Source organism: Nonomuraea polychroma (assembly GCF_004011505.1).
Taxonomy (GTDB): Bacteria; Actinomycetota; Actinomycetes; order Streptosporangiales; family Streptosporangiaceae; genus Nonomuraea; species Nonomuraea polychroma.
In genome coordinates, this window is sequence record NZ_SAUN01000001.1 from 9,665,948 (window position 1) to 9,690,256 (window position 24,309).

General features: G+C 63.8%; 26 protein-coding genes and 4 pseudogenes. 23 read left to right on the forward strand and 7 right to left on the reverse strand.

Features of this window, described 5'->3' with window-relative positions; all coding sequences use genetic code 11:
* Positions 1-2: 2 nt before the first annotated feature.
* Together EDD27_RS58475 and EDD27_RS58480 are read right to left on the reverse strand one after the other, a co-directional pair.
* Positions 3-185 carry a hypothetical protein gene (locus EDD27_RS58475; RefSeq protein ID WP_338324695.1) on the reverse strand — a complete coding sequence of 61 codons (183 nt, stop codon included), beginning with the start codon at positions 183-185 and terminating at the stop codon, positions 3-5.
* A gap of 118 nt (positions 186-303) precedes the next feature.
* The gene (locus EDD27_RS58480) at positions 304-741 is read right to left on the reverse strand and encodes a helix-turn-helix domain-containing protein (RefSeq protein ID WP_338324696.1); all 438 of its coding nucleotides are present in this window, start codon (positions 739-741) and stop codon (positions 304-306) included.
* 152 nt (positions 742-893) lie between these two features.
* On the opposite strand from EDD27_RS58480, the gene EDD27_RS44635 reads away from it, so the two are divergent.
* A complete protein-coding gene (locus tag EDD27_RS44635) occupies positions 894-1,109 on the forward strand; it encodes a hypothetical protein (protein ID WP_127938251.1) in 216 nt (71 codons plus the stop codon).
* On the forward strand, positions 1,106-1,297 hold the full coding sequence (locus tag EDD27_RS44640) for a hypothetical protein (RefSeq protein WP_127938253.1): 192 nt from the start codon (positions 1,106-1,108) through the stop codon (positions 1,295-1,297). Before EDD27_RS44635 ends, EDD27_RS44640 begins: the two co-directional genes overlap by 4 nt.
* Here EDD27_RS44640 and EDD27_RS44645 read toward each other — a convergent pair.
* Positions 1,257-1,625: a GntR family transcriptional regulator gene (locus EDD27_RS44645; RefSeq protein WP_127938255.1), complete on the reverse strand. Its 369-nt coding sequence runs from the start codon at positions 1,623-1,625 to the stop codon at positions 1,257-1,259. The two genes, EDD27_RS44640 and EDD27_RS44645, sit on opposite strands and share 41 nt — an antisense overlap.
* A gap of 109 nt (positions 1,626-1,734) precedes the next feature.
* Between EDD27_RS44645 and EDD27_RS44650 the strand changes: the two genes are divergently transcribed.
* The 12 genes from EDD27_RS44650 to EDD27_RS44695 all read left to right on the forward strand — a co-directional run bounded on the left by EDD27_RS44650 (position 1,735) and on the right by EDD27_RS44695 (position 11,383).
* Positions 1,735-2,064: an SCO3933 family regulatory protein gene (locus tag EDD27_RS44650; protein WP_164904065.1), complete on the forward strand. Its 330-nt coding sequence runs from the start codon at positions 1,735-1,737 to the stop codon at positions 2,062-2,064.
* Positions 2,057-3,376, forward strand: coding sequence for an FtsK/SpoIIIE domain-containing protein (locus EDD27_RS44655; protein WP_127938256.1), 1,320 nt, complete (start codon positions 2,057-2,059; stop codon positions 3,374-3,376). Before EDD27_RS44650 ends, EDD27_RS44655 begins: the two co-directional genes overlap by 8 nt.
* 18 nt (positions 3,377-3,394) lie before the next feature.
* A complete protein-coding gene (locus EDD27_RS44660) occupies positions 3,395-4,060 on the forward strand; it encodes a DUF2637 domain-containing protein (RefSeq protein ID WP_127938258.1) in 666 nt (221 codons plus the stop codon).
* 20 nt (positions 4,061-4,080) lie between these two features.
* Complete coding sequence (locus EDD27_RS44665; RefSeq protein WP_127938260.1) at positions 4,081-4,422, forward strand: hypothetical protein; 342 nt, start codon at positions 4,081-4,083, stop codon at positions 4,420-4,422.
* Between the two features lie 13 nt (positions 4,423-4,435).
* The gene (locus EDD27_RS54995) at positions 4,436-4,597 is read left to right on the forward strand and encodes a hypothetical protein (protein WP_164904066.1); all 162 of its coding nucleotides are present in this window, start codon (positions 4,436-4,438) and stop codon (positions 4,595-4,597) included.
* The gene (locus tag EDD27_RS58125; RefSeq protein WP_277750800.1) at positions 4,594-4,725 is read left to right on the forward strand and encodes a hypothetical protein; all 132 of its coding nucleotides are present in this window, start codon (positions 4,594-4,596) and stop codon (positions 4,723-4,725) included. Before EDD27_RS54995 ends, EDD27_RS58125 begins: the two co-directional genes overlap by 4 nt.
* A 134-nt stretch (positions 4,726-4,859) precedes the next feature.
* The gene (locus tag EDD27_RS44670; protein WP_127941376.1) at positions 4,860-6,197 is read left to right on the forward strand and encodes a replication initiator; all 1,338 of its coding nucleotides are present in this window, start codon (positions 4,860-4,862) and stop codon (positions 6,195-6,197) included.
* Complete coding sequence (locus tag EDD27_RS44675; RefSeq protein WP_127938262.1) at positions 6,187-6,369, forward strand: helix-turn-helix domain-containing protein; 183 nt, start codon at positions 6,187-6,189, stop codon at positions 6,367-6,369. The genes EDD27_RS44670 and EDD27_RS44675 overlap by 11 nt, the downstream gene beginning before the upstream one ends.
* Entirely contained in the window at positions 6,369-7,667 is a 1,299-nt protein-coding gene (locus tag EDD27_RS44680) for a tyrosine-type recombinase/integrase (RefSeq protein WP_127938264.1), read from the forward strand. The genes EDD27_RS44675 and EDD27_RS44680 overlap by 1 nt, the downstream gene beginning before the upstream one ends.
* Positions 7,668-9,192: 1,525 nt before the next feature.
* Positions 9,193-9,567, forward strand: a complete 375-nt coding sequence (locus EDD27_RS44685) for a hypothetical protein (RefSeq protein WP_127938266.1) — start codon at positions 9,193-9,195, stop codon at positions 9,565-9,567.
* 836 nt (positions 9,568-10,403) lie between these two features.
* Positions 10,404-10,886, forward strand: coding sequence for a winged helix-turn-helix domain-containing protein (locus tag EDD27_RS44690; protein ID WP_241564585.1), 483 nt, complete (start codon positions 10,404-10,406; stop codon positions 10,884-10,886).
* Complete coding sequence (locus EDD27_RS44695) at positions 10,883-11,383, forward strand: transposase (protein ID WP_241564919.1); 501 nt, start codon at positions 10,883-10,885, stop codon at positions 11,381-11,383. The genes EDD27_RS44690 and EDD27_RS44695 overlap by 4 nt, the downstream gene beginning before the upstream one ends.
* A gap of 82 nt (positions 11,384-11,465) precedes the next feature.
* On the opposite strand, the pseudogene EDD27_RS44700 reads toward EDD27_RS44695, so the two are convergent.
* From EDD27_RS44700 to EDD27_RS44715, 4 genes and pseudogenes are all read right to left on the reverse strand, one after another.
* Positions 11,466-11,687 (reverse strand): annotated as a pseudogene (locus tag EDD27_RS44700) (helix-turn-helix domain-containing protein); the annotation flags it as partial.
* A gap of 234 nt (positions 11,688-11,921) precedes the next feature.
* Complete coding sequence (locus EDD27_RS44705; RefSeq protein ID WP_127938270.1) at positions 11,922-12,335, reverse strand: hypothetical protein; 414 nt, start codon at positions 12,333-12,335, stop codon at positions 11,922-11,924.
* 1,744 nt (positions 12,336-14,079) lie between these two features.
* A complete protein-coding gene (locus tag EDD27_RS44710) occupies positions 14,080-14,529 on the reverse strand; it encodes an NPCBM/NEW2 domain-containing protein (RefSeq protein ID WP_164904067.1) in 450 nt (149 codons plus the stop codon).
* 34 nt (positions 14,530-14,563) lie between these two features.
* Positions 14,564-14,806, reverse strand: a complete 243-nt coding sequence (locus EDD27_RS44715) for a hypothetical protein (protein WP_127938274.1) — start codon at positions 14,804-14,806, stop codon at positions 14,564-14,566.
* A 193-nt stretch (positions 14,807-14,999) separates the two neighbouring features.
* Between EDD27_RS44715 and EDD27_RS58130 the strand changes: the two genes are divergently transcribed.
* From EDD27_RS58130 to EDD27_RS59095, 9 genes and pseudogenes are all read left to right on the forward strand, one after another.
* Complete coding sequence (locus tag EDD27_RS58130) at positions 15,000-16,373, forward strand: discoidin domain-containing protein (RefSeq protein WP_277750801.1); 1,374 nt, start codon at positions 15,000-15,002, stop codon at positions 16,371-16,373.
* Positions 16,374-16,414: 41 nt separating this feature from the next.
* Positions 16,415-19,021: a glycoside hydrolase family 2 protein gene (locus EDD27_RS44725; RefSeq protein ID WP_164904068.1), complete on the forward strand. Its 2,607-nt coding sequence runs from the start codon at positions 16,415-16,417 to the stop codon at positions 19,019-19,021.
* A 741-nt stretch (positions 19,022-19,762) separates the two neighbouring features.
* Positions 19,763-20,089 (forward strand): transposase, encoded by a 327-nt coding sequence (locus tag EDD27_RS44730; RefSeq protein WP_127938278.1) that lies wholly within the window; start codon positions 19,763-19,765, stop codon positions 20,087-20,089.
* A gap of 23 nt (positions 20,090-20,112) precedes the next feature.
* Positions 20,113-20,382 (forward strand): annotated as a pseudogene (locus tag EDD27_RS59085) (IS3 family transposase); the annotation flags it as partial.
* Positions 20,383-20,439: 57 nt separating this feature from the next.
* Positions 20,440-20,622, forward strand: a pseudogene (locus EDD27_RS59090) (IS30 family transposase); the annotation flags it as partial.
* A 183-nt stretch (positions 20,623-20,805) separates the two neighbouring features.
* Positions 20,806-21,891: a tyrosine-type recombinase/integrase gene (locus EDD27_RS44740; RefSeq protein ID WP_127938282.1), complete on the forward strand. Its 1,086-nt coding sequence runs from the start codon at positions 20,806-20,808 to the stop codon at positions 21,889-21,891.
* The gene (locus EDD27_RS44745) at positions 21,857-23,761 is read left to right on the forward strand and encodes a tyrosine-type recombinase/integrase (RefSeq protein ID WP_127938284.1); all 1,905 of its coding nucleotides are present in this window, start codon (positions 21,857-21,859) and stop codon (positions 23,759-23,761) included. Before EDD27_RS44740 ends, EDD27_RS44745 begins: the two co-directional genes overlap by 35 nt.
* Positions 23,758-24,057 carry a hypothetical protein gene (locus EDD27_RS44750; RefSeq protein ID WP_127934058.1) on the forward strand — a complete coding sequence of 100 codons (300 nt, stop codon included), beginning with the start codon at positions 23,758-23,760 and terminating at the stop codon, positions 24,055-24,057. Before EDD27_RS44745 ends, EDD27_RS44750 begins: the two co-directional genes overlap by 4 nt.
* 53 nt (positions 24,058-24,110) lie before the next feature.
* Positions 24,111-24,302: pseudogene (locus tag EDD27_RS59095) on the forward strand (integrase core domain-containing protein); the annotation flags it as partial.
* Positions 24,303-24,309: the final 7 nt, after the last annotated feature.

The window sequence follows — 24,309 nt, forward strand, 5'->3', positions numbered from 1 at the left end:
GGTCAGGACTCTACCGGGGCAGCGCCGGCCCAGACGCGTTCGAAGCTGTCGATGTAAGTGGCCACGATGTCGCCGCCGTGGACCTTGCGCAGGTGCAGCACCGGGGCGTTGCCGGCGGGCGTGCCGTAGACGTGGGTGTTGACGAGGAGTTGGTCATCCGCGCGGTAGATCGAGTTGTACAGCACGGTGTCGTGGAGCCGGATCTCGACGTTGTCGCGCCCGCGTAGGGGGCGGTAGAGGACGAGGACGTTGCGGATTTTGCGCCCATGCCGTCGTCGATGCCCTCGTCGGCTCCTCGCCGGGCTACCTCGGCGCAGTCGGGGTCGCCGAGGAGGATCCGTACCCGTACGCCTGCGTCGGCTTGTCGCCGAGCAGGCGCACCATGCCCGCGTCGTCGGCGAGGAACAGGCCGCTGTAGACGAGGATGCCGATCTCCTGGGACGCCTCGGCGAACAGACGTCCCCAGGTGTCCCGGGGGACCGCCCAGCGGTGCGGGTACACGTGGACGATCTCGCTCTCGGACGCTGAGGCGACCTGTTCGCGGGTGAGGGCTTCCGGCCACAGGTACGACTCGTCCACACCCAGGTACGAAGCCGTGGCAAAACGGTGCCTTCGGTACGGCTGGCGGCCCTGGGTGATCCAGCGTTCGGCGGTCTTGGGATCGACCTGGATCGCCTCCGCCAGCTCGACGACGGACACGCCTTTTTGGAGAAGCGCCGCGCGTAGCCGTTCGTTGCCCATCTCACCTGCCCAGTGGGACGTCCGGGGACCTGGCCATCGTAGGCCGGACGTCTTGAACATGTCCCGTCGTGTAGTGATCTCGTCCTGACTCTGCGTCGCATCCTCGGTTGCACAACGCCACAACGGCCCTGAACTGAAGGAGGAGATGCCCAATGACCATCGAGATCACATTCCTGGACGAGACGCCCTCGTGCGAGTGCGGCAACGCGCTGGCCGAGGGGCAGCTGCGCTGCTCCAAGTGCCTGGCGCGGGACCGGTGGGCGCGCAAGGAGCGGGCCAGGAACCGGCGTGAGCGGCGGCGGGCCGAGACGCGTCGTCCGCCGCGCGGCCCCCGTACCGCCGCCGTGGCGGGGGTGAGCTGGGCATGAGCTGGCTTCCACTGATCATCGCCGCCCTGCTGGGCGTGACGCTGCTCGTTGGCTACGCCATGGTCCTGGTCGGCATCCGCCGGGAGGACAAGGCGCTGAGCCTGCGGCAGCGGCCGAACGGCGCGTCGGCGTCGCTGGCGCGGAAGGTCACCGGCTGCTACGCCCGGAACGGCGTGTCGTGGACGTAGCGAGCTGCTCTTCGACCTTCGCCAACCGCGCCGAGAGGTCCTGCACGGCGGAGCGCAGGTTGGCTACCTCGCCGGCGATGTCGCCGGCAGCCGGGGTGTCGTCGATGTCGCGGACGAAGACGCCCTTGCCCTGCTGGCCGATCACCAGGCCTTCGTTGCGCAGGATGCCGACGGCCATCTTCACCACCGACAGTGAGGCGTCGTACTGCTCGGCGAGCTGTGTGGTGGACGGCAGGGGAGTGCCGGGCGCGAGGGAGCCGCCGCGGATCTGCGCTCGGAGATCGTCGGCGATCTGGAGATAGCCGGGGCGCCCGGTGTTCTTGACCATCGCTGTCCATCACACCACGAAACGGCAACCAAGCCAACCGAGAGGATGTTGACAACTGAGCCAACTAGGTTAACTATGTTGACTAGGACGAATAAGGAGGTCACCTGCCATGCGAACCATCCCGATCCCTGTGGACACCAGCAAGCTCACCATCACCTGCGTCAAGGCCCCGCGGCCGCGCCTGCTCAACAAGGACACCGGCGAGATCAAGACCGACAAGAACGGCAACACCGTCTACGAGGTCACCGTCTCCGTCGAAGACGACAGCGGCCGCATCGAACTCGTCCGCATCGGCATCACCGGAGAGCCGCCCATCACCGCCGGAGACCAGGTCAACGCCGTCGACCTCGTCGGCTACGTGTGGGAGATGTCCGGCCGGTGGGGCATCTCCTACCGCGCCTCGGCCCTGCTCCCCGCACGGGAGAGCGCCCATGTCTGACCTGTACGCCGGGCTCACCGCCCTCGCCCTCCTCGGGGCGGGGCTGTGGGCCTGGCGGCACTGGCACTATCCATCCTTCTGGTACATCGTCGGCTTCCCGATCATCGCCATCTCGGTCCGCGCCTCCTGGCGACGCGTGGCGCTGGGGTGCGGGCTGACCAAGAAGCGGCAACGCTGGTGGTTCACCACCGTGCCCGGCCTGGTCGCCTCGACCGGCATCGTCAAGGTCAAGCGCCGCTTCCAACGGGTCGCCGTGGACACCAAGCCGTTCATGTGGCTGCCGCTGCCGACCCGGCACGGCTGGTGCGTTACCCTCCACACCCTGGAAGGACAGACGCCCGGCGATTACGCGGAGGCGGCCGAACGCCTAGCCCACTCCTGGGGCGTCCATGCTGTCCGGGTCTCCTCGCCGCGGCCTGGTCGGGTGGTGCTGGCCGCGACCATGCGCGACCCGCTCGTCAGGGTCGATCAGCTGCCGCCCTCGCCGGAACTGCTCAAGGTCACCGTGGGACGGCTGGAGACCGGCAAGCCGTGGATCATCGACTTCCGCACCGTGCCGCACTGGATCAACGCCGGGGCCACCCAGTCCGGCAAGTCCAACCTCGCCAACGCCCTGATCGTCGGCCTGGCACCGCAACCGGTGGCGCTGGTCGGCTTCGACCTCAAGGGCGGCGTGGAGTTCACCCCGTACGCGCCCCGGCTCTCAGCCCTGGCCACCTCTCGCACAGAGTCGCTGACCCTGCTGGAGGACCTGGTCGCATTGATGATCGACCGAATGGGGCTGTGCCGTCAGGCCAGTGCCCGCAACATCTGGCAGCTCCCACCCGCCATCCGCCCTGTCCCGGTCGTGGTCCTGATCGATGAGCTGGCCGAGCTGTACCTGATGGCCGACAAGAGCGAGAAAGACGACATCGCTAAAGCATCCACCGCGCTGCTGCGCGTTGCGCAGCTGGGGCGAGCGTTCGGCATCTACCTGTTCTGCTGCGGCCAGCGCATCGGCTCCGACCTCGGCCCCGGCGTCACCGCCCTCCGCGCCCAATGCTCCGGACGCATCTGCCACCGCGTCAACGACCCGGAGACCGCCACCATGACCCTCGGCGACCTCGACCCCGCCGCCCTCGTCTCGGCCCGCGCCATCGCCGCCGAAACACCCGGTGTGGCGATTGTCGCGGGTCAGGACGGCCAGTGGTACCGCGCCCGCTCCTTCTATGTCACCGAGCACACCGCCGAACAGGCCGCTCACGCTCACGCTCACCTCGCCCCGGCCTGGGACGAGATCACCGCCCACCTGCCCAAGCCTGTCAACGCCTGACCCACGAAGGGAGGAACGATGCGACGCTTCGCCTGCTGGCTGCTGGACACCGGCCCGGTCCTCGTCCTGGCCGCCATCGCGGGTGCCGGATCGTTCACCCACATCCGCGACACGGCCAGCGACCATGGTCAAACCGGCTGGATGTCCTGGGCGGTGGCCGTCTGCATCGACCTGACCTGCGTCATGGCCGCCCGCGAACGGCAACGCGACAAGAAGACCGGCCGCAAGCGCCGTGGCCCGATCTCGTGGCCCGTCCTCGTTCTGGCCGGCGGCATCGTCTTGTCCCTGTCCGCCAACCTCGCCCAAGCCGACCCGACCGGGTGGGGCTGGATCACTGCCGCCACCCCCGCGGGCGCGTTCCTCATCGCCGTCTCCATGCTCGAACGCCGCACAACCGGCACCCGTCCCGAACCGTCCCCGGCCCCGGCCCCGGAGACGGCTTTGGCATCCGTCCCGGCGTCGTCCTGCGCTGCCGTCCTCGTCCCGGCCGAGCAGGACGCCGAGGACACCCAGGACGACTGCCAGGACGGTCCGGCCCCGGCTCTAGTCGACTACGCCCGCCGTGTCGCCGACGAACACCGCGCCAAGCACGGCAAGCCCATCACCCGCGACGCTCTCCGCGCCCGCCTGGGCGTGTCCAACCAGCTCGCCTCCGACCTGCTCCGCACCCTGCGGACCGCCTGACCCAGAAAGGAGACCACCCGATGACCCACACCGACCGCACCGCACTCATCAACGGCCTGCTCCACCTGGCCACTTTCCTGGAGACCCACCCCGAGGTACCCGTCTCCTCGCACGTCGTCGTCCACCACTTCCCCGAGCACGACAACGACGCCGACATGCGCGCCGAGATCGACCAGATCGCCGCCCAGACCGGCTCCCGCATCGAGTTCGAGGACTCCCCGTACGGCCACTACGCCACCTCAGTCTGCTTCGGCCCGGTGGAGTACCGCGCTGTGGCCGTCCTGACGGCCGCCCGCGCCCGCCACGCCGCCGAAAGCAGCTACCGGGGTTGCATCCAGTCCGACCCGGCACCCGCCGTCTAAGGAGGACCCGATCATGCGTATCCGTCTCGACGGAACCCGCGCCGAACTCGTCGATGCCCTGTTCCGCTTGCGCCTGAACTTTGCCGTCTCCGGCGTCTCCCGGGCTTACCCCGACCGCAGCAAGCCCCACCATTGGCGTCTGTACGTCACGACCCACCCAAGGGACAAACGGTGAACGTCCCGGACGAGCAGCTCTCAGTGATTCATTACCGCTGCTGCACCTGCAACGGCACCGGTCTGGACAACGACCGCGACCGCTGTCGCGACTGCGACGGCGCCGGCATCGACAACCACGGCGCATAACGCGCAGCGCCCCCGGCCTGGCCGCACATCCGCCAAGACGACTGCCAGGTCGGGGGCCATCCCCTCACCCGAACGAGTGAAAGGAGGTCTCCATCTTGCCCGCATGCACCACCAACGCGCACGCCCTTACGGGCATGATCGCCCGACTCGACGCCCCGGATTTCGACCGCTGGGCCGCACAGATCCGCTCCACCGGCGGCTGCCGCCAGCCCATCCACCTACGAGGAAAAGTCGAACACTACGACCGCGCCACCGGCCGGCTCCTGCACCGCTACACCACCCGCCACGAACCCGACGGCGTCCTGCGCCTGCCCTGCAAGACCCGCCGCGCATCCCGTTGCCCGGCCTGCGCCGAGATCTACCGCGCCGACACGTACCACCTCATCCGCGCGGGGCTGGTCGGCGGCAAGGGCGTCCCGGAGTCAGTGACCACCCACCCGACCTTGTTCGTCACCCTCACTGCGCCGTCCTTCGGCGCGGTCCACGCCCGCCGAGAGAAGGACGGCAGGGTCCAGCCCTGCCACGCCCGCCGCGACGCCAAGACCTGCCCACACGGACGCGTCATGTCCTGCACGGCCAAGCACCGCCCCGACGATCCCCACCTGGGCGAACCGCTGTGCCCGGACTGCTACGACTACACCGGCTCGGTCCTGTTCAACGCCCTGGCACCGCTCCTATGGAAGCGCTTCGCCGACTCGCTACGCCGCCGCCTGGCCAAACTCGGCGGCCTAACCCTCAAAGACCTACGCGAACACCTCACCGTCTCCTTCGCCAAGGTCGCCGAATACCAGCGCCGCGGCGTCGTCCACTTCCACGCCGTCATCCGCCTCGACGGCCCCGGCGGCCCCATCGCGCCACCACCGCACTGGGCCACCGAAGACGTCCTGACCCAAGCCGTCCATCACGCCGCACACGTCGTCAGCGCGCTCGTCCCCGCCATCGATGATCAACCGGCTCGCCTCTTCAAGTGGGGTCAACAGCTCGACATCCGTCCCATCTCTCTCAACGGCGACCTCAATGAGCAAGCCGTCGCAGGATACGTGGCCAAGTACGCCACCAAGGCAGCCGAATGCGTCGGCACCGTAGACCGTCGCATCAACCCACTCGACAACCTCGACGCCTACAACCTGCGCGACCACGCCGGCCGCCTCATAGCCGAATGCCTTCGCCTGGGATCTATACAGGACCTGGCCGATCTACGGCTCACACAGTGGGCCCACATGCTCGGCTTCCGAGGTCACTTCTCCACCCGATCCCGCCGCTACTCCACCACCCTCGGCGAACTCCGTGCCGCCCGCAAACGCCACGCGCGCGACCACGAGGTCAGCACCGGCCGCCTGCTCCTCTTCGAGGAGGACACCGTCCTCGTGATCAGCGAATGGACCTACGCAGGCAAGGGTTACAGCCTCGGAGACCAAGTCATCGCCGCCGCCCTCACCGGCACTCCACTGGGAGGACCGTATGAGCGCTGAACTCCTCACCGTGCCCGAGGCAATGGCGGCCCTCAAGATCAGTCGATGGACCCTCTACAACCTCATCCGTTCCGGCGAACTCGGCTCCGTCATCGTCGGCGAACGGTGCCGGCGCATCCCCGCCTCGGCCCTCGACGCCTACGTGACCCGACTCTGCGAGGAGGCCGCCTGATGCCTACCAAGACCGCTATCGCCACCCCGGAAGAGCCCAAGCGCCCCCACAAGAGTCGCCGCACCCGCGCCAACAACGAGGGCTCGATCTTCCCGTACAAGAACGGCTGGGCAGGCTACGTCTGGGTCACTACCCCGGAGGGCAATAAGACCCGCAAGTGGGCCTATGGCAAGACTCGCGAGGAGACCTACGAGAAGTGGCTCAAGCTCCATGAGCAGGCTCGCAAGGGACCTGTGGCCACCAAGCATGAGACGGTGGCCGCCTTCGTGAAGCGGTGGCTCGCCGAAGTCATCGAGCCCAACCGCGAGCCCACCACGTACGTGGCGTACGAACCGCTGGTCCGGCTGTACATCATCCCCGGCCTAGGCAAGAAGCGCCTCGACAAGCTCACCGTCCGGGACGTGCAAGCTTGGCTGAACACCTTGCCCACGCTCTGTACCTGCTGCACCCAACGAAAGGATCACAAACGACCGGAGCACAAGCGGCGGTGCTGCTCGATCGGCAAGTGCTGCAAGGGCTATCTCTCCCGCAGCAGCATCGCCGGCGTCCGTAGGGTCCTGAGGTCGGCGCTCGGCCACGCCCTGCGGGAAGAACTGGTCACGAAGAACGTCGCCTCGTTGACCACACTCCCGAGCGCTACCAAGACCAAGAAGAAGCGCCAGCATGGGGTGTGGAGCGTCGATGAGGCACGCAGATTCCTCAAACACCTTCGGGAGGTTGATGACCCGCTCTACGGCGCGTACGTGCTCATTCTCGTCCTGGGCCTTCGTCGTGGGGAGGTTCTCGGGCTCACATGGGACTGCGTGGACCTGGCCGGTGAACAGCTCTGGATCTCACGCCAGCTCACGCGAGTCGGAGGTCGGCTCCTCCACCGGGAGACGACCAAGACCGAGGACTCGACCGCCTCACTGCCGCTGTTCGGCCTCTGCGTCTCAGCGCTCCGGCACCGCCGGCGCGTCCAGGAGGAGGCCCGTAAGGTGGCCGGGGACCAATGGAAGACCTCGGACCTGACGTTCACAACTCGGACGGGGACGCCGATCGAGCCGCGGAACTTCAACCGGGCCTTCGAGAGCCACTGCCGCCGTGCGGGCGTCCCACGCATCCGCGTGCACGACACCCGGCACACCTGTGCGTCGCTCCTGGCCGCCCTCGACGTCCACCCGCGTGTGGCGATGCGCATCCTGCGGCACTCACAGATCTCGATGACCATGGATGTTTACACCCAGGTCCCAAGCCCGGAAACCCGTAGGGCGCTTGACCGGCTCAATAAGAGCCTCGACCGCGCAAGCGAGACGTAACTAATCTTGCGTTCCGCAAAGGCCCTTTGGGATCGCCTCAAAGGGCCTTTGTGCGTGCATGGGCCCTTCTCGTAGCCGAGAAGATATGTCGGACTGGCTACGGTGACCATTTGACTTTTCGTCCTTTGTGATTCAAAGGAATGAGGATTCCGGCGAGTCGCTAGTTCAACTTTCGTGCCGAACGCAGCGGAGGGCGAATGACGCACCCTGTGAATTGTGAGCGCGCTCAGAGGCATCACTGCGGATGTTCCGCATGTGGCGGGGCACAGCACGGCTGGACCTACGGCCTGATGTTGGCTCGAGACCCCTCTCCCGTTGCTCGTCAAGAGGCAAGAGACCGCAGCGACTGCGACTGGGCTGCAACCCAACCTCCCAAGGGGCCGCACGGGCGCAGCGCACGGCCAGGTGCTCCAGGGCGCCGGGCAGCCAACGATCGAGGTAGTCGCATGCGTGGTGATCGGTGCGCTCTTCCCACAATTAGGCGGTGCGCCAGGCGCAATAGAGGCTGCTCACCTCTTCGATCACATCCCAGTGCCGTGGCCAGCAGCGCGGGACCATCCGTGTTCCGCCGCAGGCCAGGCGAACAGCACATCGCGCACCCAATCGGCCAGCTCGGCAAGCCACTCCGCCTTCTGCCGGTGGGTCATCCGGGGTCAGCACCACGGGGGGCGGATCACTTCCCTCCTGTGGTGATCCGCCCCACCCGCGGCTCTGGGCCGTTCGGCTGGCCGGCCCCACGGTGGCTACGGACATGTGAGCAAGGCTCTCTTAATCGCTGCGTCTTCGTCACTACTTGCTCGATGATACACGCGTACGCTTTCTCCAACCCTTTTCCAGCTATCGTCGCTAAGGTTGGACCATTTCGGCCCTCTGATCTCGAGGGAATCGTTTGTCAGCTTGTCGATCTCAAGGACAGACGCGTTGCCCTCGATCAGTGTGGGACCATAAACCCGATACTGAGAATCATCGGAGAGGCATCTCTCGCTGTTCAGATGGATTAGGATATGATACCCGTCCTTTGTAAAGACCTCTGTAGGAGTAATTTCAGGGAACGTCTCTCGACCATCAGAGCAGTCGCTATCTTGGCCTTCGAAACATATTGTTTCTTCGTAGTCGAGCACCCAGTTCCCGACGATAGTCGGAGACTGTGAAGGGATAGGTGGCTGGGCGAAAAGTAGCAGCGAGCCCACAACGCCCAAGAATATGGTGGCCGGGAACATTCTGGCTGACCTTCTCAATGTTGGCGACCCGCGTAAACGTTCGCGACAGTGTGCCAAAGTCCGGTGTCGTCCTCTATGGTTGTGCGAGTTAATGTCTTTTACGGCTATTCCCTTAGGAACTTCGCGCTTTCATCGCTGGGGCTTCTATCTTCTAGGTCAAGATAGAGGGTGTTGTTATCGAGACTTGAATCTCCGTTTCGGTAAATAAATCCGTCGCTACATTTCAACTTGAAGCCGTACATCCCCCCTCCTTCAGAGGAGCTAGTCAAGTATGAGACTAGTCCAGTGCAATCTCGGATTCCCTCATGGATGCTGACACCTTCTTTGCGGATGGACATTTTGTGAGGTGGGCCATCGTCGGCGCGAACTTCGCGCCAGTTTCCCACAATGGGCTGTATTTCATCGTTGGCATGTGTCGTTTGGCATTGATGCAGTTTTGTTGCATGCAGCTTCCTGGACAACTCATTCAAGGTCGACTTGGGCATGCTTTTCTGTGTGTAAGCGAAATCCGGATGAGCATAGATTACTGCATTATCGACCAAAAAATAGACTACACCTTGATACCTGCAACCGTGTTTTTTGGTGGACTCAGAAATGAGATATTGGAAACGGAATGCCGCCATCCATTCTTTTTCGAATGCCGCCACAGATATGTAATAATTGCCGATGTCACACCCTGATCCCGGCCTTGCTTCTGGCTTGCATCCCAGGAGACTGTAATAATACTGTTCTATTTTTTTAGGTTCGGATTCCATGGTCGGTGTAGGCGGGATGGTGGATGATCGCATTTTAGTGCTTTGCCCCGGGCTGCCACATCCACTGATCAGGACCAATGATGTCGCCACTATTGTTAGGTGTTTAGCGAGGATTTTTGTCATAGTCGGCTCGGCTTGATATATCGAACGGAAATTTAAGCAGCTGAGCGTACCGCATAGGCCTTCCCCGGTCGGCTTGCGAAGCGTCTTCGATGTGGATGCACCAGCGTGATAGATGGGTCACCAAGTTCAGTGTGCCTGGATCTATGGCATCGTTTGGTAGATCAAATATGTGCCTGCGTAGTAACACATCCCCTGACATGTTAGAGAGCGTGACGATCAGCAATGAGTGACGGCGTGAGACAGCTGACAGGATCCAACGAATTGCTAAGGTCGATCGCTTTTTATAGACATTTGTGAGAGACGTGAAGCCTTCAGCTCGGGGACCTGGGGTGTGATGCTGATGTCAACCATGCACGCCTGCAGGAGCGCATTCGATTCCTTCAGCCCTTCACTCGCCATCCGCCGGGTAGACGGAACGCATTGCTGCGCCGCCCCGGCCCCCTCAGAACCGGGCATGCAGGCTCATCGGCGGGTGCGCCAGGATTGCCGTGGTGGACGAGGTACAGAGGTTGAAAGTCTGAGGTAACGCGGCGTGGTTACGTGCTTACGGCATGGTTCGGGAGTATGCCGGTGGGATGCGTTATCCGGATGGTGGTGGTCTGACGCCGGCGGCGCGGGACAGGCGTGAGCAGGTTCGCTTGGAGGCTGCCGGGTTATTCGCCGCGGGCATGTCGCCGCCGCAGGTGGCCAGGAAGCTGCGGGTCTCCCGCAAGTCGGCCTATGTCTGGCACAAGGCCTGGCGCACGGCAGGGGCAGAGGCGCTGGAGTCGAAAGGGCCATGCGGGCAGCGCTGCCGGCTCAGCGATGCGCAGGTGGAGCGCTTGGAGGCCGCATTGAACGCCGGTCCGGCCGTCTGGGGGTGGACCGAGGATCAGCGGTGGACCCTGGCGCGGGTCACGGTGCTGGTCGGCAGGTTGTTCCACGTCTCCTACACCCCGCGCGGGATCTCCTATCTGCTGCATCGGCTGGGCTGGAGCCCGCAGGCCCCGCAGCGGCGCGTCGCCGAACGCGACGAAGAGGCGATCGCCACCTGGATCAAGGAGACCTGGCCGCTCGTGGAACAACGGCGCGGGACCAGGAGGCGTGGATCTGCTTCCAAGACGAAGCAGGCCAGTCGCTGAGGCCGCCCAAGGCCCGCACCTGGTCCCGCCGCGGATGCACCCCGGCCGTCACCGTCTCCGGCAGAGGCTCCGGACGCGTCAACCTGGCCGGGCTCAAGCCGGGGCAGCGAACCCGGCTGATCTACCGCATGATGATCTACCGGCGTCGTAAGAACGAACGCAAAGGGTTCAACGAGACCGATTACGCTCGCCTGCTGGACGCCGCCCACCAGCAGCTCGGCGGGCCGATCGTGCTGATTTGGGATAACGTCAACACCCACATCGACACCCTGATGCGCAGCCTGATCGACACGCGCCCGTGGCTGACGGTGTTCTACCTGCCGACCTACGCACCCGAGCTCAACCCGGTGGAGACCTGTGGTCGCACCTCAAACGCGGCTTGGGCAATCTGGCCCCCTGCACGCTCGACGACCTCGCCGCGGTCATCCGCAGCCGGCTCAAGCAGATGCAATACCGCCCCGACCTCCTGGACGCCTTCCTTGCACACACCGGCTTGATCCCGCGCCCAAGATCGACATGACACCCCGAACTTTCATCCTCTGTAGTGAGCGGCGATCGCCTTGCGGACGACCTGTAACCGCGGATGTAGCGCCAGGCCGTGGTGGTGCCGATGGCGAAGCCGGCGGCCAGGCGGGCGTAGGTGTCGCCGTTGCGTAGGTGGGCCAGGACCAGCAGCGCTTGCTGGGCTGGGTCTAACCGCCGCCACCGGCAGCGGCGTCCGGCGCGCCGCGCGTGGATGAGTTCGGCCAGGCGGGCCAGGGTGTGGTTGGACAGCGGAATTGAGGCACGGTAAGACAGCAACGAGGCCCCCGGTTGGGGCATCGGATCTTGGTCGACTGCTGTCTTATCGGGAGCCTCCTCTCATCCGCCACCGTTCCACGCGAACCCGCCGCGACCTGGGCCGTCAGGATGGAAAGAGCTCAGTGGAAGTGCTCCTGGGATACCTATGTATCTTCAAAGGGTCGGGCGACGACCCTTGCGCGCGTCTCAGCTCCGCTCACTTCTTGGGGACAGCGATTGAGGTAACCGCTCCAGTTAACCGGGCGTAGGAGCGAAAACCCTCTGGAGTACCAAATCGCCACCATTGTCGCCAAGTCCAACAAGAGTGAGATAGTTCCCGTCGGAACTTAGGCGTAGCGGAGTTTGTGCTCCTCCACCCCAGTTAATATAGAACGTCTTCGTCTCGAAAGACTGCGTGAGGCGATGCCCTCCCGTCATGGGGCCAACTGAGAAATCTGATTTAATTTCTCCATCAGAATGGACGCTGAGGTTCAACTCACCAGGCCTCTCGGAAGAACTCGTCCAGTCTCCCACATATTCTGTCCAATTATCATCATAGACCCCCTCCGGAGGGGATGTAACCTTACTTATAATGGCACCGAGAAGCACCACCGTAAGAATGCCGCCGAGGAGGCTGAAGCCGAGAACTCTCCTGCCTTTGTCATCCATGCCATTTCCTCAATATCTCTACCTAAGCATCGTGGAGACGAGGCCCTAGAGAGCCCGTCATGTAGTCGTTAGCTAGGAAGGGCATTGCCATACCAATTCGATGCTTGCCGTCCAACTCCCGCTATTATCACCAAAAGTGGCAACTTCGTCGTTTATTCCAAGATATAGCTCGCCTCCCCCATTTAGATAAGCTTCTTGACCAACTGCTAGTGGCGGGCCATCACCTACTCGCCCAATAAGTGACCAGCACGATAGTCCTGGCGCGACCCAAGCACCCTGAGCAGTGCATCCCGGAGCGCCATCCGGCGTCTTCGAAGCGTCATTATATGCGATTCCGACCACCCCAGATGCAGTTATGCGTATTACTTGTCCGGGCTGAATGTACAGGCCCGTATCGGTCCAGGCCTGAGTAGCAGGTACGTTGATTATTGTCCTCTGAGCCCTCTCCGCATCTGCATTATGGATGTCTCTGAGAAATTGCTCGTCATCCGGATTCGATCGCGAAGGCAGGCTAACAACCCCCCACTTGCCTTCGGCCGCCGAGATTGTCATCTCCCTGCCATTCGCCTGCCCGATTGTGTTCGCTTCAACTGGAGCAGCAACAAGGAGGACGGTTGCGAGCACTATTGGCCCCGGGCGTCTAATCATTCGAGGAAGCATTGCATCCGTTCCTCTTGTGCGGTTATATTTATAGGCGGCTAGCCATCGCTCAATAATCTACTCCGCCTTCGCGTTGTAAGACTTTGCCGCCGAATAGGCCATTATGAGCCCGGCAATCCATATGATCGGAGTTGTAAAGAGCCCAATGATGGCCCAGACCAATATCAGGCTTACCAGGAACGCCACAAGCAACCCTATTTCAGCTCCTGTATCCTTTACATACAGGTTTCCGAGGCCGGGAATGAGTACGGAGAGAAATACTGCAACACCTACGGACTTTTTTCATCGCGCCCTCCACAAAACCGCGAAGGAGTTGTGCGGGTAACGGCTTCTAGGGGAGGCTTGGTGAATTAGTTGCTATAAATGCATCTCCCACGAATCCTTAGACTACTACTACTACTAATGAACCCGCTACTCGGCGCAAGGGGAAGACTTTGGGCACGGCCATGGCGGTGATATTACGCACCGTTGAGGCTATATGGGGATGGGGTCTGGAGTCGTCGAGATGTGCTTGCTCTTTGGTTGCGTGCATTGAGGATGATCTACTGAAGCGGGGACGGGTGTCGGTGGCCAGTGCGACCGGTGAGGACGCTGTGAATGGCTCGATTGCGCCGATCCCGTGGCCGTTGGTAGTGACCGGCCTCAAGCTTTCACGATCACGAGGGCCAGCTCTCGCAAGACTGTTGATCTTGGATGTTGGGGGCGGTGCTGGGCGTGGGCATGCGGAAGTGAGCGGGTAGTGCAGGTTCTCCGGGCGTCGCCGTTAGGCACGCTGGGTCAGGTATGGCCAGAGTGGATACCTCGACAACTACCCGCCACGTCGGGGTCCGCATTGAGCCAGGACAGTGTCCGGTACCCACGGCTACGAGTCGCGGTCGTCGTTCCGGGGAGGGCCCCCCAGTTCCCGTCGCCGCTATCGATACGTTCCACACCATATAAGCCGCGAGTTCTTCGCGGCTGCTTCCAGGCCCCGGACCCGACATCCACCGGCAAGCGACGACAAGCTTACGAACGGATGATCCGCCGCTATGTTACAGCTTCACTTCCGTTCTGCCGGGCGCACAAAAGATCGAGACTAGCCCGCTCATCTCTCCAGGATGGCGTCTCCCCACACGACCGAGTACGTGGAGTCCCCCGTCAACCAGGTGTTCACCATTCTCAGCCGGAGCACGCGGGTCACATCGACATCGATCTTCTCTGCCTGGCCGAAGGAGAGATCCTTCCGGTAGAGCCGGTTCCCGTCGCCGTAGACCTCGAAACGCGCTCTGGAATTGGCCGGCGCGTCATCTCGCACCCCCACCGTGGCCTTGAGACGTTGCCAATCACGCGACAGGTCGTATTCGATCTGGTTCGGGCTCGTGAATAGTGAGACCACGACGCTGTTGGCATAAGGTTGGCCGTTCACATTGGCGATCTCAAAAGCAGGATTACCCGCCAGAACGGTGAATTCGCCGAGATACCGGGACTCAGCTCTCTGCGTCGTGGTCGTCGCTGGAGGGGACTGTGAGGGCTCTCCGCACCCGGCGACAACCATAACGAAGAGAGTCGTCAGCAATATTTTGCGACCGCTAAACATAAGGAGACAGACTTATCTGAAGCTGGATGAGAACAAGGAGAAGGCTAAGCCAAAGGAGAAATCCGCCCACGAGCCACGGGAGATACCTCTTCAGGACGCGCTGGACGCCTTCCTTCGACTCCGAAATCCTTTTGTCGCCGACCTCGCTCGCCACTTGGCCCACCAGGGCGACGCCGGCCCATATGACGAGCACCAGCGATCCCGCGCAGTAGAACAACAGGGCGGTACCGAACACGTGATCAGCTTAAGCAGCCGCCCATCCCGCGACAAGACCGCCTGTTCGAGCGTGACGCGGATATGGCCAACTCGTGGAATTTCGGCTCTTCCAGGTCAGGCGTGGGCAAGAGGTTGATCAATCCTGATCTTCTCCGCGCCTGCGAATTTTGGGGCCGTTAGGTTGGCTTCTCGGGCCGCAGGAGTAGATTTAAATGAGTGCCCCGGAAGGGGGAATTATGCTCCGGCGACTGAGTTCCGTCATCACCGCGCTGATATTCTTCCTGGCCTTTTGTATCGGCTGCGGCGGCAACAGCGGGGAACCCGGAAGCGGGGACGCCGTGGACACGGATCTCGCCCTTACGGGCACCGTGGCGCAGGGACCAAGCGAAAACCGTATCGGCTGGGACAAGGTAACGATCCGCTTGGGCGTGCGTAATAATGGATCGACCATGCGGCAAGTCGACCTCCCGACGGACGGCACCCTGAGCATCGCCGAGGGCGACGTCACCTACAACGCGAGAGTGACGGTCGCACCGGCCCAGGGAGCCCCCGCTCCGGACGTGGAACCCGTGAGCATTCCGGATTCGTTCGGCACCCTGCAGTTGCCTCCGGGCATCGCCATGTGTGAACTGGCGGCCGAGAGCGTGCCAGGAAGCTGGTTGTACGCGATAGGCGAGGTCCCGACCGACCTGACCCCGACCAGACTCGATCTGGAGGGCTTCCCATCACTCCACCTTGCCGGCCAGCGCAACCTTGACTGTGCGCCGACTCTCCAGGCGGTGACCACCCAGACCCCCACCAGGACCACCATCACCATTCCGGACGAGGACACGGAAACGGTGAGCGGAGCGCTGGACATCTCCGGCGCGGTAGATCTCCCGAGCGGCGCTCAGAGCGGGCGGACGGTGGTGAAGACGCGGCTCGCCAACACCGGCAGATTCCGAGATCTCGTGCTGGAAGACCTCTCCCTGTGGCTGGTCGACGACGACGGCACCATCCGCACCCACATCACCGGCGATGCCTGCACATACTCGCCGTCCCTGATCGTGGCTCCTCGCTACTCTTCGGAAATCGATGCGTGCTACACGTATCGACCTTCACCGCCGAAGGCAGTCATTCTCCAGTCACAAGCGACCAACACCTTCCACGTATTCAAGCTCACCACGGAGACCAAGGCCGCCGAGAGGCCCGCCGAGAGCCTGCTCTCTCTCGCCCGTCCCGCCACGTCGTCGTCGATCGAGAAGGCGGCGCTGGGGCCGGAAAAGGCGTTCGACGGCGACTTCACCACTCGATGGGGATCCCTCGAGTTCACGGATCCCCAGTGGCTCCAGATCGATCTCGGATCGCCCAAGAACATCTCCCGCGTGAGACTTTTCTGGGAGACGGCGTACGGGAAGACCTACCAGATCCAGGTGTCGAACGACGCCGCCGTCTGGACGACCGTCTATGAAACCACGGCCGGCGATGGCAACGAGGACGATCTGACTGGCCTTTCCGGCACGGGCAGATACGTTCGCATGTACGGGACGGAACGGGGCACCAGGTTCGGGTATTCGCTCTATGAGATGCAGGTCTACGGCACATGACCGGCCGTCGCCCTCGACGTGCGCCGTTCGGCTGTTTGATCGTGATCCTGTCGCTGATCGTCGGCTTCGGTGTCGCGGGCACCGGCGGTGTCGTCACCGTCAGCTCCTCCGAATTGACCCGAGGCTGGTCACTCCGATCAGCGCAGGACGTCACCGACACCGGAGCCGCCATCTCCCAGGTCGGCTACGACACCGCGGGATGGCATCCGATCGCCCTTCCCTCCACTGTGCTGGCAGGCCTGGTAGCAAACGGCGTCCACCAGAACATCTTCTTCGGGACGAACCTCCGAAAAGTCCCCGACCTCACCCAGCAAGAGTGGTGGTTCCGAGGTGAGTTCCCCGCTGTCCGCACCTCAGCGGGACAGGTGTACTGGCTCCGGTTCAAGGGGATCAGCTACCGCGCGCAGATCTGGCTGAATGGACGGCGACTCGATCCCGACGCGGTCGGCACCATGGTGAGCCGCGAGTACAACGTCACCCGGCTCATCCGTCCTGACACAACGAATGCGCTGGCCATCCGGGTCACCCCACCGGCGCGTGACTGCCAGGACCTCTCCTTCTGCACCGTCGACTGGAACCCTGAGGCCCCCGACATGAACGCCGGTCTCTGGGGCAAGACGCTTCTCGACACGACCGGCCCTGTCGCGCTGAGGGATCCGTATGTCAAGACGACCCTCCCCCTGCCCGCGACGAACGCGGCCGACCTGACCGTGTACGTCGACGCGATCAACGCGACAGACACCCCGGTGACCGCGACCATCAGCGGATCCATCTCCAAGACCGGCCGGCCCACGATCTCCTTCAGCAAGGAGGTGACGCTCGACCCTGGCAAACGCAGGAACGTCACCTTCGACACGAACGCCCACCCACAGCTCCACGTCGCCAATCCCGCTCTGTGGTGGCCTCACCACTTCGGCCGGCCGGAGCTCTACAGACTTTCCATGACCGCCGCGGTCTCGGGATCGACGTCCGACCGCAAGTCGATCGACTTCGGCGTCCGGCAGTTCACCGGCCACCGCACCACGGTCAACGGGACATCCTTCGCCGGCTACAAGGTCAACGGCCGTCCCATCCTGTTCCGGGGTGGCGGATACGTCTGGGACCTGCTCCAGCGCTGGGACACCAAAACCAACCAGGCCCACATCGATTACACCAAGAACATGGGCCTCAACACCCTCCGTCTGGAGGGCACTCTCGGCAACGAGGAGCTCTACGACCTGGCCGACAGAGCCGGGATCATGCTCATGTCCGGCTTCGTCTGCTGCAGCGCCTGGGAGAACGACAGGAGCTGGTCTCCGGAGCAAGAACGAGTGGCCTACGCCTCCTTGGACAGCCAGATGAGAGCACTGCGTCATCACGCCAGCAGCTTCCTGTGGACCTACGGGAGCGACCGGCCCCCCACTGAGGCACGGCTGGACGGTTACAAGCGCATCGCCCGCATGCTGCACTGGCAGAATCCCACCCTGGACAGCGTCGCCAGCTGGGCAGATCCCAACGCCGGCATGAAGATGGACGGGCCCTACGTATGGGAGCCGCCCGTGCTGTGGTGGGACTCCAGCCGATCAGGCAGTGCGTTCGGCACCACCGCGGAGCAAGGCACGCAAGCCCCTCCACCGCTGGAAAGCCTGGAACGGTTCATCCCCCCGGACGACCGGTGGCCGATCGGCACGGTCTGGAACTACCACGCGGGCAAGCCGGGCACCCCCTTCGACCACATCACCCCGTTCACCGACGGAGTCGACAAGAGATACGGCAAAGCCGACGACGCCGACGACTTTTCCCGCAAATCCGAGCTGCAGAACTACGAGACCACTCGATCGTTCTTCGAAGCCTGGAGCGCACGTCAGCACACCCAGACGTTCGGCACCATCTTCTGGATGCTGAACAACGCGTGGCCGTCCCTCCACTGGAACCTCTATGACTACTACTTCAAGCCAGGCGGCGGATACTTCGGCGCCAAGAAGGCCACCGAGCCGATCCATATTAGCTATGACTACTTCACGCGGAACGTGCACGTGGTCAACTCGACCCTCGCGGCTCGCACGGCACTGACCGCGACAGCGCGTGTCTATGACATCCCGTCTCTGACCCGGAAGTACACGGCCACCGCTCAGGTCTCCTCCCCGGCCAATGCCTCGGTGCGGGTGCTGAAAATTCCTCCATTGACCGGCCTGTCGAGGACGTTCTTCCTGCGGCTTCAGCTCCGGGACGCCAACGGCTCGAGTGTCAGTGACAACCTCTACTGGTACTCCACGCGTCCTGACGCGCTCGGCAACGCCGATAACCACTACCAGACGGAGATCGACGGTTTCGCGGACCTGAGCGGCCTCAACAGGCTGGCTTCCAATCGGCACCTTGAGGCCGCGGCAACGCGTTCCCTGTCCGGCGGTCGAGAGACCGTCACCGTCACGCTCACCAATGCCAGCCCAACCAATCTCGCCTTCTTCGTACGGCCCGAAATCACGGCGGGCGACAACGGCAGGGAAGTCCTGCCGGTCATCTACAGCGACAACTACCTCTCGCTCTGGCCCGGCGAATCCACCAGGATCACCGCGACCTACGAGACGGCCGCGCTGCACGGGCAGCTGCCTTACCTGAGGGTACGGGGCTACAACGTAGCTACCACGTCGACTCCGGTACACCGTTAGGGCGCGGTTGATGCGACAAAGCCTTCAAAATGTGACGTCAATCCAAACAGGCAAGGGATAAACATGTTCTCTTGTGTATCAAGAGCTATTGTCGCGGATTTCCTTGCCGTCATCATTCTCGCCTCGTGTGGGGGCGACTTGGAAATGCAGCGAATTGCTGGGGACTGGCAGGAGGTCCGCGATGATGGCGGTTCTCCGCGCAGGATGTCCATAGAGCAGGACGGCGATGTATTGATCAGTTCTGAGACTTACACATGCAGAGGCGAAGCTGAATACACAACCAAGTCGGACCAAGGTGATCGATATTATAATTTCTATCTAGAGTGTGCGCCTCCGCCCGGGTGGAACATCACTCGATATGCACCCCTACTTCCAGATGGCAATACGCTCCATCTGGATCTTGAAGGGAGAGGCCTGAGCGACAAGAGCGCCGCGAAATTCGTTAGGGTAGCTCCGCGTACCACATAATTCTGACCGGATACATCATCCGGCTTAATCGCAACTCTTGCGGCATCTCGTAAAATCCGGCGGACAAGCCAGTGATGGGACCTTCTGCCGAGGCTCCTATCAAGTCACGAGCACCAGCCCGGGGCGCACCGTGCAGACGCTCCCGATGAAGCCGGCAGGGCAAAGACACTCGTTGCCAAGGTCAGGGTTTGATTGAGCCAGGCCCATCAGGAACCTGCCCCTCCAGTCTCACTCGGTTCGGTGGAGACTTGATCTCTTGAGAGGATCGAGTCCATGCCAGGTAAGTCTCCCTACCCTGCCGAGCTGCGCCGTCGAGCGGTTCGGATGGTCGCCGAGGTGCGGCCGGATTATCCGACCGAGTGGGCCACGATCAACGCGGTCGCGACCAAGCTCGGCATCGGCACCGCGGAGACACTGCGCACCTGGGTTCGCCAGGCCCAGATCGACGAGGGGAGCCGGCCCGGCCGCACCTCAGATGAGTCGGCCGAGCTGAAGCGGCTGCGCCGGGAGAACGCCGAACTGCGCCGCGCCAACGAGATCCTGAAGGCCGCGTCGGCTTTCTTCGCGGCCGAGCTCGACCGGCCACACACGCACTCGTGAGCTTCATCGACCAGCACGCCGACGTGTTCGGTGTCGAGCTGATCTGCCGTGTCCTGACCGAGCACGGCTGTCCCATCTCCACCAGCACCTACTACGCCGCCAAGAACCGCCCGCCCTCGGCCCGGGCCCTGCGCGATGCCGAGCTGGATGAGCACATCACTCGCATCCACGCCGACAACTACGGCGTCTACGGCGCCCGCAAGATCTGGCACCAGCTCCAGCGGGAAGGGCGTCGAGTCGCTCGCTGCACCGTCGAGCGGCGCATGCGCGCCCTCGGCCTGCAGGGCGCCCGGCGGGGCAAGAAGGTGCGCACCACCGTGGCCGACCCCGGCCATGAGCGGGCGACAGCCCGGCTGCGCCAGTACTTCCCCAAGGGCACCGACCTGTCACGATGGAATGCCGAGGAGTTGGCGGCCGTAGCATTCGCGCTCAACACCAGGCCGCGAAAGACCCTCGGATGGAAGACGCCTGCAGAAGCCTTCAGCGATCATTTAATCTCGCTGCTGAACAGCAGTGTTGCGACGACCCCTTGAACCCGAGCAATACACGTCTTTCCGGTTCACCACGCATCTGCTGGCGGCCGGGATCGACGCCTCCATCGGCACCGTCGGCGATTCCCTCTTAACCGGCTAATACGTATGTTTCCCCAGGTCAGCGACTCGCCGTGATCTGCTACCTGCTAGCCGGATGAGGTCATTGCGGGTACATCTGTTCTCATGATCGAACAAGGACTCCGGCTGGAAGCACATGAGGGTAGCTGGATGCTGGCCGGACCGTCCGCCGGGCAGTTCGTCCTGGTCGATGAGTATCTGGCGTATCTGGCCGACCGGAACTACTCGCCCAAGACCGTCCGCTCCTACGGCTATGACCTGCTGGCGTTCTGCCGCTGGCTGGCGACCGAGGACGTGTCGCTGGGTGAGGTGACGACCGAGACGCTGCTGAAGTTCTTGCACGCCTGCCGTGAGGCCAAGGTTCCCGGGCGTCGCGCCGGCCCGAACGTGGTCACCTTGTCGGGCCGTCGGATTGATCAGTACGCCGCCACGACGATCAACCGGCGGCTTGCGGCCATCTCGGGGCTGTTCACGTTCGTCACGATGCGCGACCCGGAGTCGATCAACCCGGTCCCGAAAGGACGCGAGGCGCGCTGGCGGGTGGCCGGCGAGCGGTCCGGGATGCTCGCGCACACGATCCGCCGCCCGAAGAATCGCTCCTCGCTACGACTGCGCGAGCCCCGGCGCCTGCCCAAAGCACTGTCCCAGACCCAGGCGGCGGAGCTGCTGGCCAGCTTCCACACCTGGCGCGACCGAGCGATCGCGGGCCTGATGCTGTATTGCGGGCTGCGCTCGGCCGAGGTGCTCGGCTTGAACGTCGCCGACGCCGACATCGGTGGCCGCTGGGCGAGCGTGCTCGGCAAGGGCGATCGACAGCGGCGCGTCCCGTTGGACGCCGACGTCGCCTCGGTCATCCAGGTATATCTGCTGGCCGAGCGGCCCGAGTCGACCGAGCAGCGGCTGTTCCTGGTGGCCAAGGGCCCCAACCGGGGACGACCGCTCACGGCAGCAGGGCTGCGCACGATCTTCCGCTATCACCGCGCCGTCAGCGGGATCACCGCAGGTCATCCCCACGCGCTGCGGCACACCTTCGGCACCGCACTGGCCGAAGCCGGAGTCGACCTGGCGGTGATGCAGGCGTTGCTCGGTCACGCGCACGTCGACACCACCGCCCGCTATATCCATCTGGCACCCGCCCACGTGAAAGCCGAGTTCGATGCCGCACGCAGCCGCATCCGCGCCCAGCAATAGCCTGCACGCCGACTACCTCGACTATCTGCAGCGGACCGGGCGAGGCAACCGTCCCTATCAGCAGGCCGCGCGAGTGTTCTTCGAGCGTTGGCCCGACCCCGGTCGCTGGGCCGCCGAACCGTTGGAGATCCGCTTGTCGGCCGATGCGCACACTCGGCCGATCATCACCTTCCTCATGCTGCACCGCGGACTACGACCCGGCTACGACTACCTGCTGGAACGCAAACTGTCCACGTTCTGGCGAGAGATCGAGGACTCGCCCATCGCTGCGGGAGTGCAGCGCTTCATGACCGCCGCCGAGGACCTCGGCTTCTCCTTGCGCGTGCGTCTGGCCACCGGCTCTCAGGTGCCGGCCCGGCTGCTCATCCAGGCCGGACCCGTCCTTGAACAGCTCACCCTGGCCGACCTGGAAGAGTTCGCCGCCGCCTGCGTCGCCCGCAGCGCCCGCACCGGCAAGGACCACCGCCACTACCTGTCCGCGCTCAGCAACGCCCAGCGAGTCCTGTTCCACCTGGGCATTATCGACACGCTGCCGAGGATGGGCGGGCCGGTCCCCTTCGAACAGCGGCTGGCCGAGGTGGCAGAACCGATCCGCACCACGATGATCGCCTACCTGGAACGCAAGCGCGCCACCTGCCAGCCCAAGACCGTCTCCGCGATCGCCACCCGGCTCAAACACTTCGGCCTCTTCCTCACCCACATCGATCCCGGACTCACCTCGATCGCCAAGCTGGACCGGCAGCATCACATCGAGCCCTACCTCACCGCCCTGGTCGACGCCGTCAACCCCAAGAACGGCGAAGCCATCACCGTCGCCGACCGCTCCCGCCGGGTGATCGCGCTGACCGGCTTCCTCACCGACATCACCGAGTGGGGCTGGGCCGAGGCACCCGCCCGCAAGCTGGTGTTCCGCGATGACAACCCCAAGCTCCCGCAGGTGCTGCCCCGCTACCTGCCCGTCGATGCCGATCGCCGCCTGACCGAAGAGCTCCGCGACCGTCCCGGCAACCAGCTGGCCGCCTGCGCCCTAAGGTTGCAACGCGCCTGCGGGCTACGCATCGGGGAACTCCTGGACCTGGAGCTCGACTGCGTCCATGAAGTTCCCGGCCACGGCAACTGGCTGAAGATCGGCCTCGGGAAGCTGGAGACCGAACGCATGGTCCCCCTCGATGAAGAGATCCTCGACCTGATCGACCGCATCATCGAGCTCCGAACACACGGCAGACCCATGCCACATCCCCGCTACCGGCGTCCGGCTCAGTTCCTGTTCACCCACCACGGACGCCGCCTCGGCCAAGGCGCCGTCCGCGCCGAACTCGATCGCGCCGCTCAGCAAGCCGGACTCGGTCACATCACCTCCCACCAGCTCCGCCACACCTACGCCACCGCTCTGGTGAACGCCGGAGTCTCGTTGCAGGCGCTGATGGCGTTGCTCGGACACGCCTCCGCAGAAATGAGCCTGCGCTACGGACGGTTGTTCGACACCACAGTCCGCGCCGAATACGAACGAGCCCTCGACCTGGCCAAACAACAAGCCCGCACCCCAGCCCCCGGCCGGGTCCACCTGCCCCTGGCCGACATCACCGGCGGCAAGGACTGGAAAGACACCCCGCTGATCAAACCCAGAATGGCCGGCGGCTTCTGCCTACGCGCACCCGCCCAAGGCGCCTGCACCTACGCCAACATCTGCGAACACTGCCCCAGCTTCCACACCGAACCCAGCTCGCTGCCCATCCTCGCCGCCCAGCGTGTCGACGCAGACGCGCTCGCCCAGGACGCCGAGAATCGAGGCTGGATCGCCGAAGCCGAACGACACCGCCGACTCATCACCCGACTCGACCACCTGATCAGCGAGGCCCACGCCGGATGACCAGCAGCGACACCCTCCACCGCGTCGAGAAGGCATGCGCCCAGCTCCACCGCGACGGCCAACCCGTCACCTTCATCGCCGTCGCCAACCTCACCGGGCTAGGCCGCACCACCCTCTACCGCAGTGCCACCCTCCGCGCCATCATCGAGGAAAACCGCCGCCGCGCCGCCACCAACGGCACCCTCACCGGCCTCCTCGACGAAATACGAAACCTCCACACCGCTCTGGAAGCCGTCGCTGCACGCGTCCGTCGCCACGAAGAGCAACTCCGCCGACTTACTACCCGGGTCAGCTGAAAGCGTTACCCGGCCAACGCCCAAAACCAGCGTCATTAGCCGGATAAGCCCTCGACAACACCCTGATGGAATCACAGATCGGCCTCTACAAGACCGAGCTGATCAAGCCCCGAGGCCCGTGGCGCAGCCTGGCCGACGTGGAACTGGCCACTGCCGAATGGGTGGCCTGGTTCAACACCACCCGCCTGCACTCCGCCATCGGGCACCTCCCGGCCGAGGAGTTCGAGGCGATCTACTACGCTCAATACCAGC

Coding starts and splice junctions, on each gene's coding strand:
- EDD27_RS44640 (WP_127938253.1), top strand. CDS start 1,106: ATGAGCTGGCTTCCACTGATCATCGCCGCCCTGCTGGGCGTGACGCTG.
- EDD27_RS44745 (WP_127938284.1), top strand. CDS start 21,857: ATGCCGCACGCAGCCGCATCCGCGCCCAGCAATAGCCTGCACGCCGAC.
- EDD27_RS58480 (WP_338324696.1), bottom strand. CDS start 741: ATGGGCAACGAACGGCTACGCGCGGCGCTTCTCCAAAAAGGCGTGTCC.
- EDD27_RS44740 (WP_127938282.1), top strand. CDS start 20,806: ATGATCGAACAAGGACTCCGGCTGGAAGCACATGAGGGTAGCTGGATG.
- EDD27_RS54995 (WP_164904066.1), top strand. CDS start 4,436: ATGCGTATCCGTCTCGACGGAACCCGCGCCGAACTCGTCGATGCCCTG.
- EDD27_RS44685 (WP_127938266.1), top strand. CDS start 9,193: ATGGATGCTGACACCTTCTTTGCGGATGGACATTTTGTGAGGTGGGCC.
- EDD27_RS44650 (WP_164904065.1), top strand. CDS start 1,735: ATGCGAACCATCCCGATCCCTGTGGACACCAGCAAGCTCACCATCACC.
- EDD27_RS44750 (WP_127934058.1), top strand. CDS start 23,758: ATGACCAGCAGCGACACCCTCCACCGCGTCGAGAAGGCATGCGCCCAG.
- EDD27_RS44665 (WP_127938260.1), top strand. CDS start 4,081: ATGACCCACACCGACCGCACCGCACTCATCAACGGCCTGCTCCACCTG.
- EDD27_RS58130 (WP_277750801.1), top strand. CDS start 15,000: ATGAGTGCCCCGGAAGGGGGAATTATGCTCCGGCGACTGAGTTCCGTC.
- EDD27_RS44730 (WP_127938278.1), top strand. CDS start 19,763: ATGCCAGGTAAGTCTCCCTACCCTGCCGAGCTGCGCCGTCGAGCGGTT.
- EDD27_RS44670 (WP_127941376.1), top strand. CDS start 4,860: ATGATCGCCCGACTCGACGCCCCGGATTTCGACCGCTGGGCCGCACAG.
- EDD27_RS44645 (WP_127938255.1), bottom strand. CDS start 1,625: ATGGTCAAGAACACCGGGCGCCCCGGCTATCTCCAGATCGCCGACGAT.
- EDD27_RS44660 (WP_127938258.1), top strand. CDS start 3,395: ATGCGACGCTTCGCCTGCTGGCTGCTGGACACCGGCCCGGTCCTCGTC.
- EDD27_RS44705 (WP_127938270.1), bottom strand. CDS start 12,335: ATGGATGACAAAGGCAGGAGAGTTCTCGGCTTCAGCCTCCTCGGCGGC.
- EDD27_RS44635 (WP_127938251.1), top strand. CDS start 894: ATGACCATCGAGATCACATTCCTGGACGAGACGCCCTCGTGCGAGTGC.
- EDD27_RS44710 (WP_164904067.1), bottom strand. CDS start 14,529: ATGGTTGTCGCCGGGTGCGGAGAGCCCTCACAGTCCCCTCCAGCGACG.
- EDD27_RS44680 (WP_127938264.1), top strand. CDS start 6,369: ATGCCTACCAAGACCGCTATCGCCACCCCGGAAGAGCCCAAGCGCCCC.
- EDD27_RS44675 (WP_127938262.1), top strand. CDS start 6,187: ATGAGCGCTGAACTCCTCACCGTGCCCGAGGCAATGGCGGCCCTCAAG.
- EDD27_RS44655 (WP_127938256.1), top strand. CDS start 2,057: ATGTCTGACCTGTACGCCGGGCTCACCGCCCTCGCCCTCCTCGGGGCG.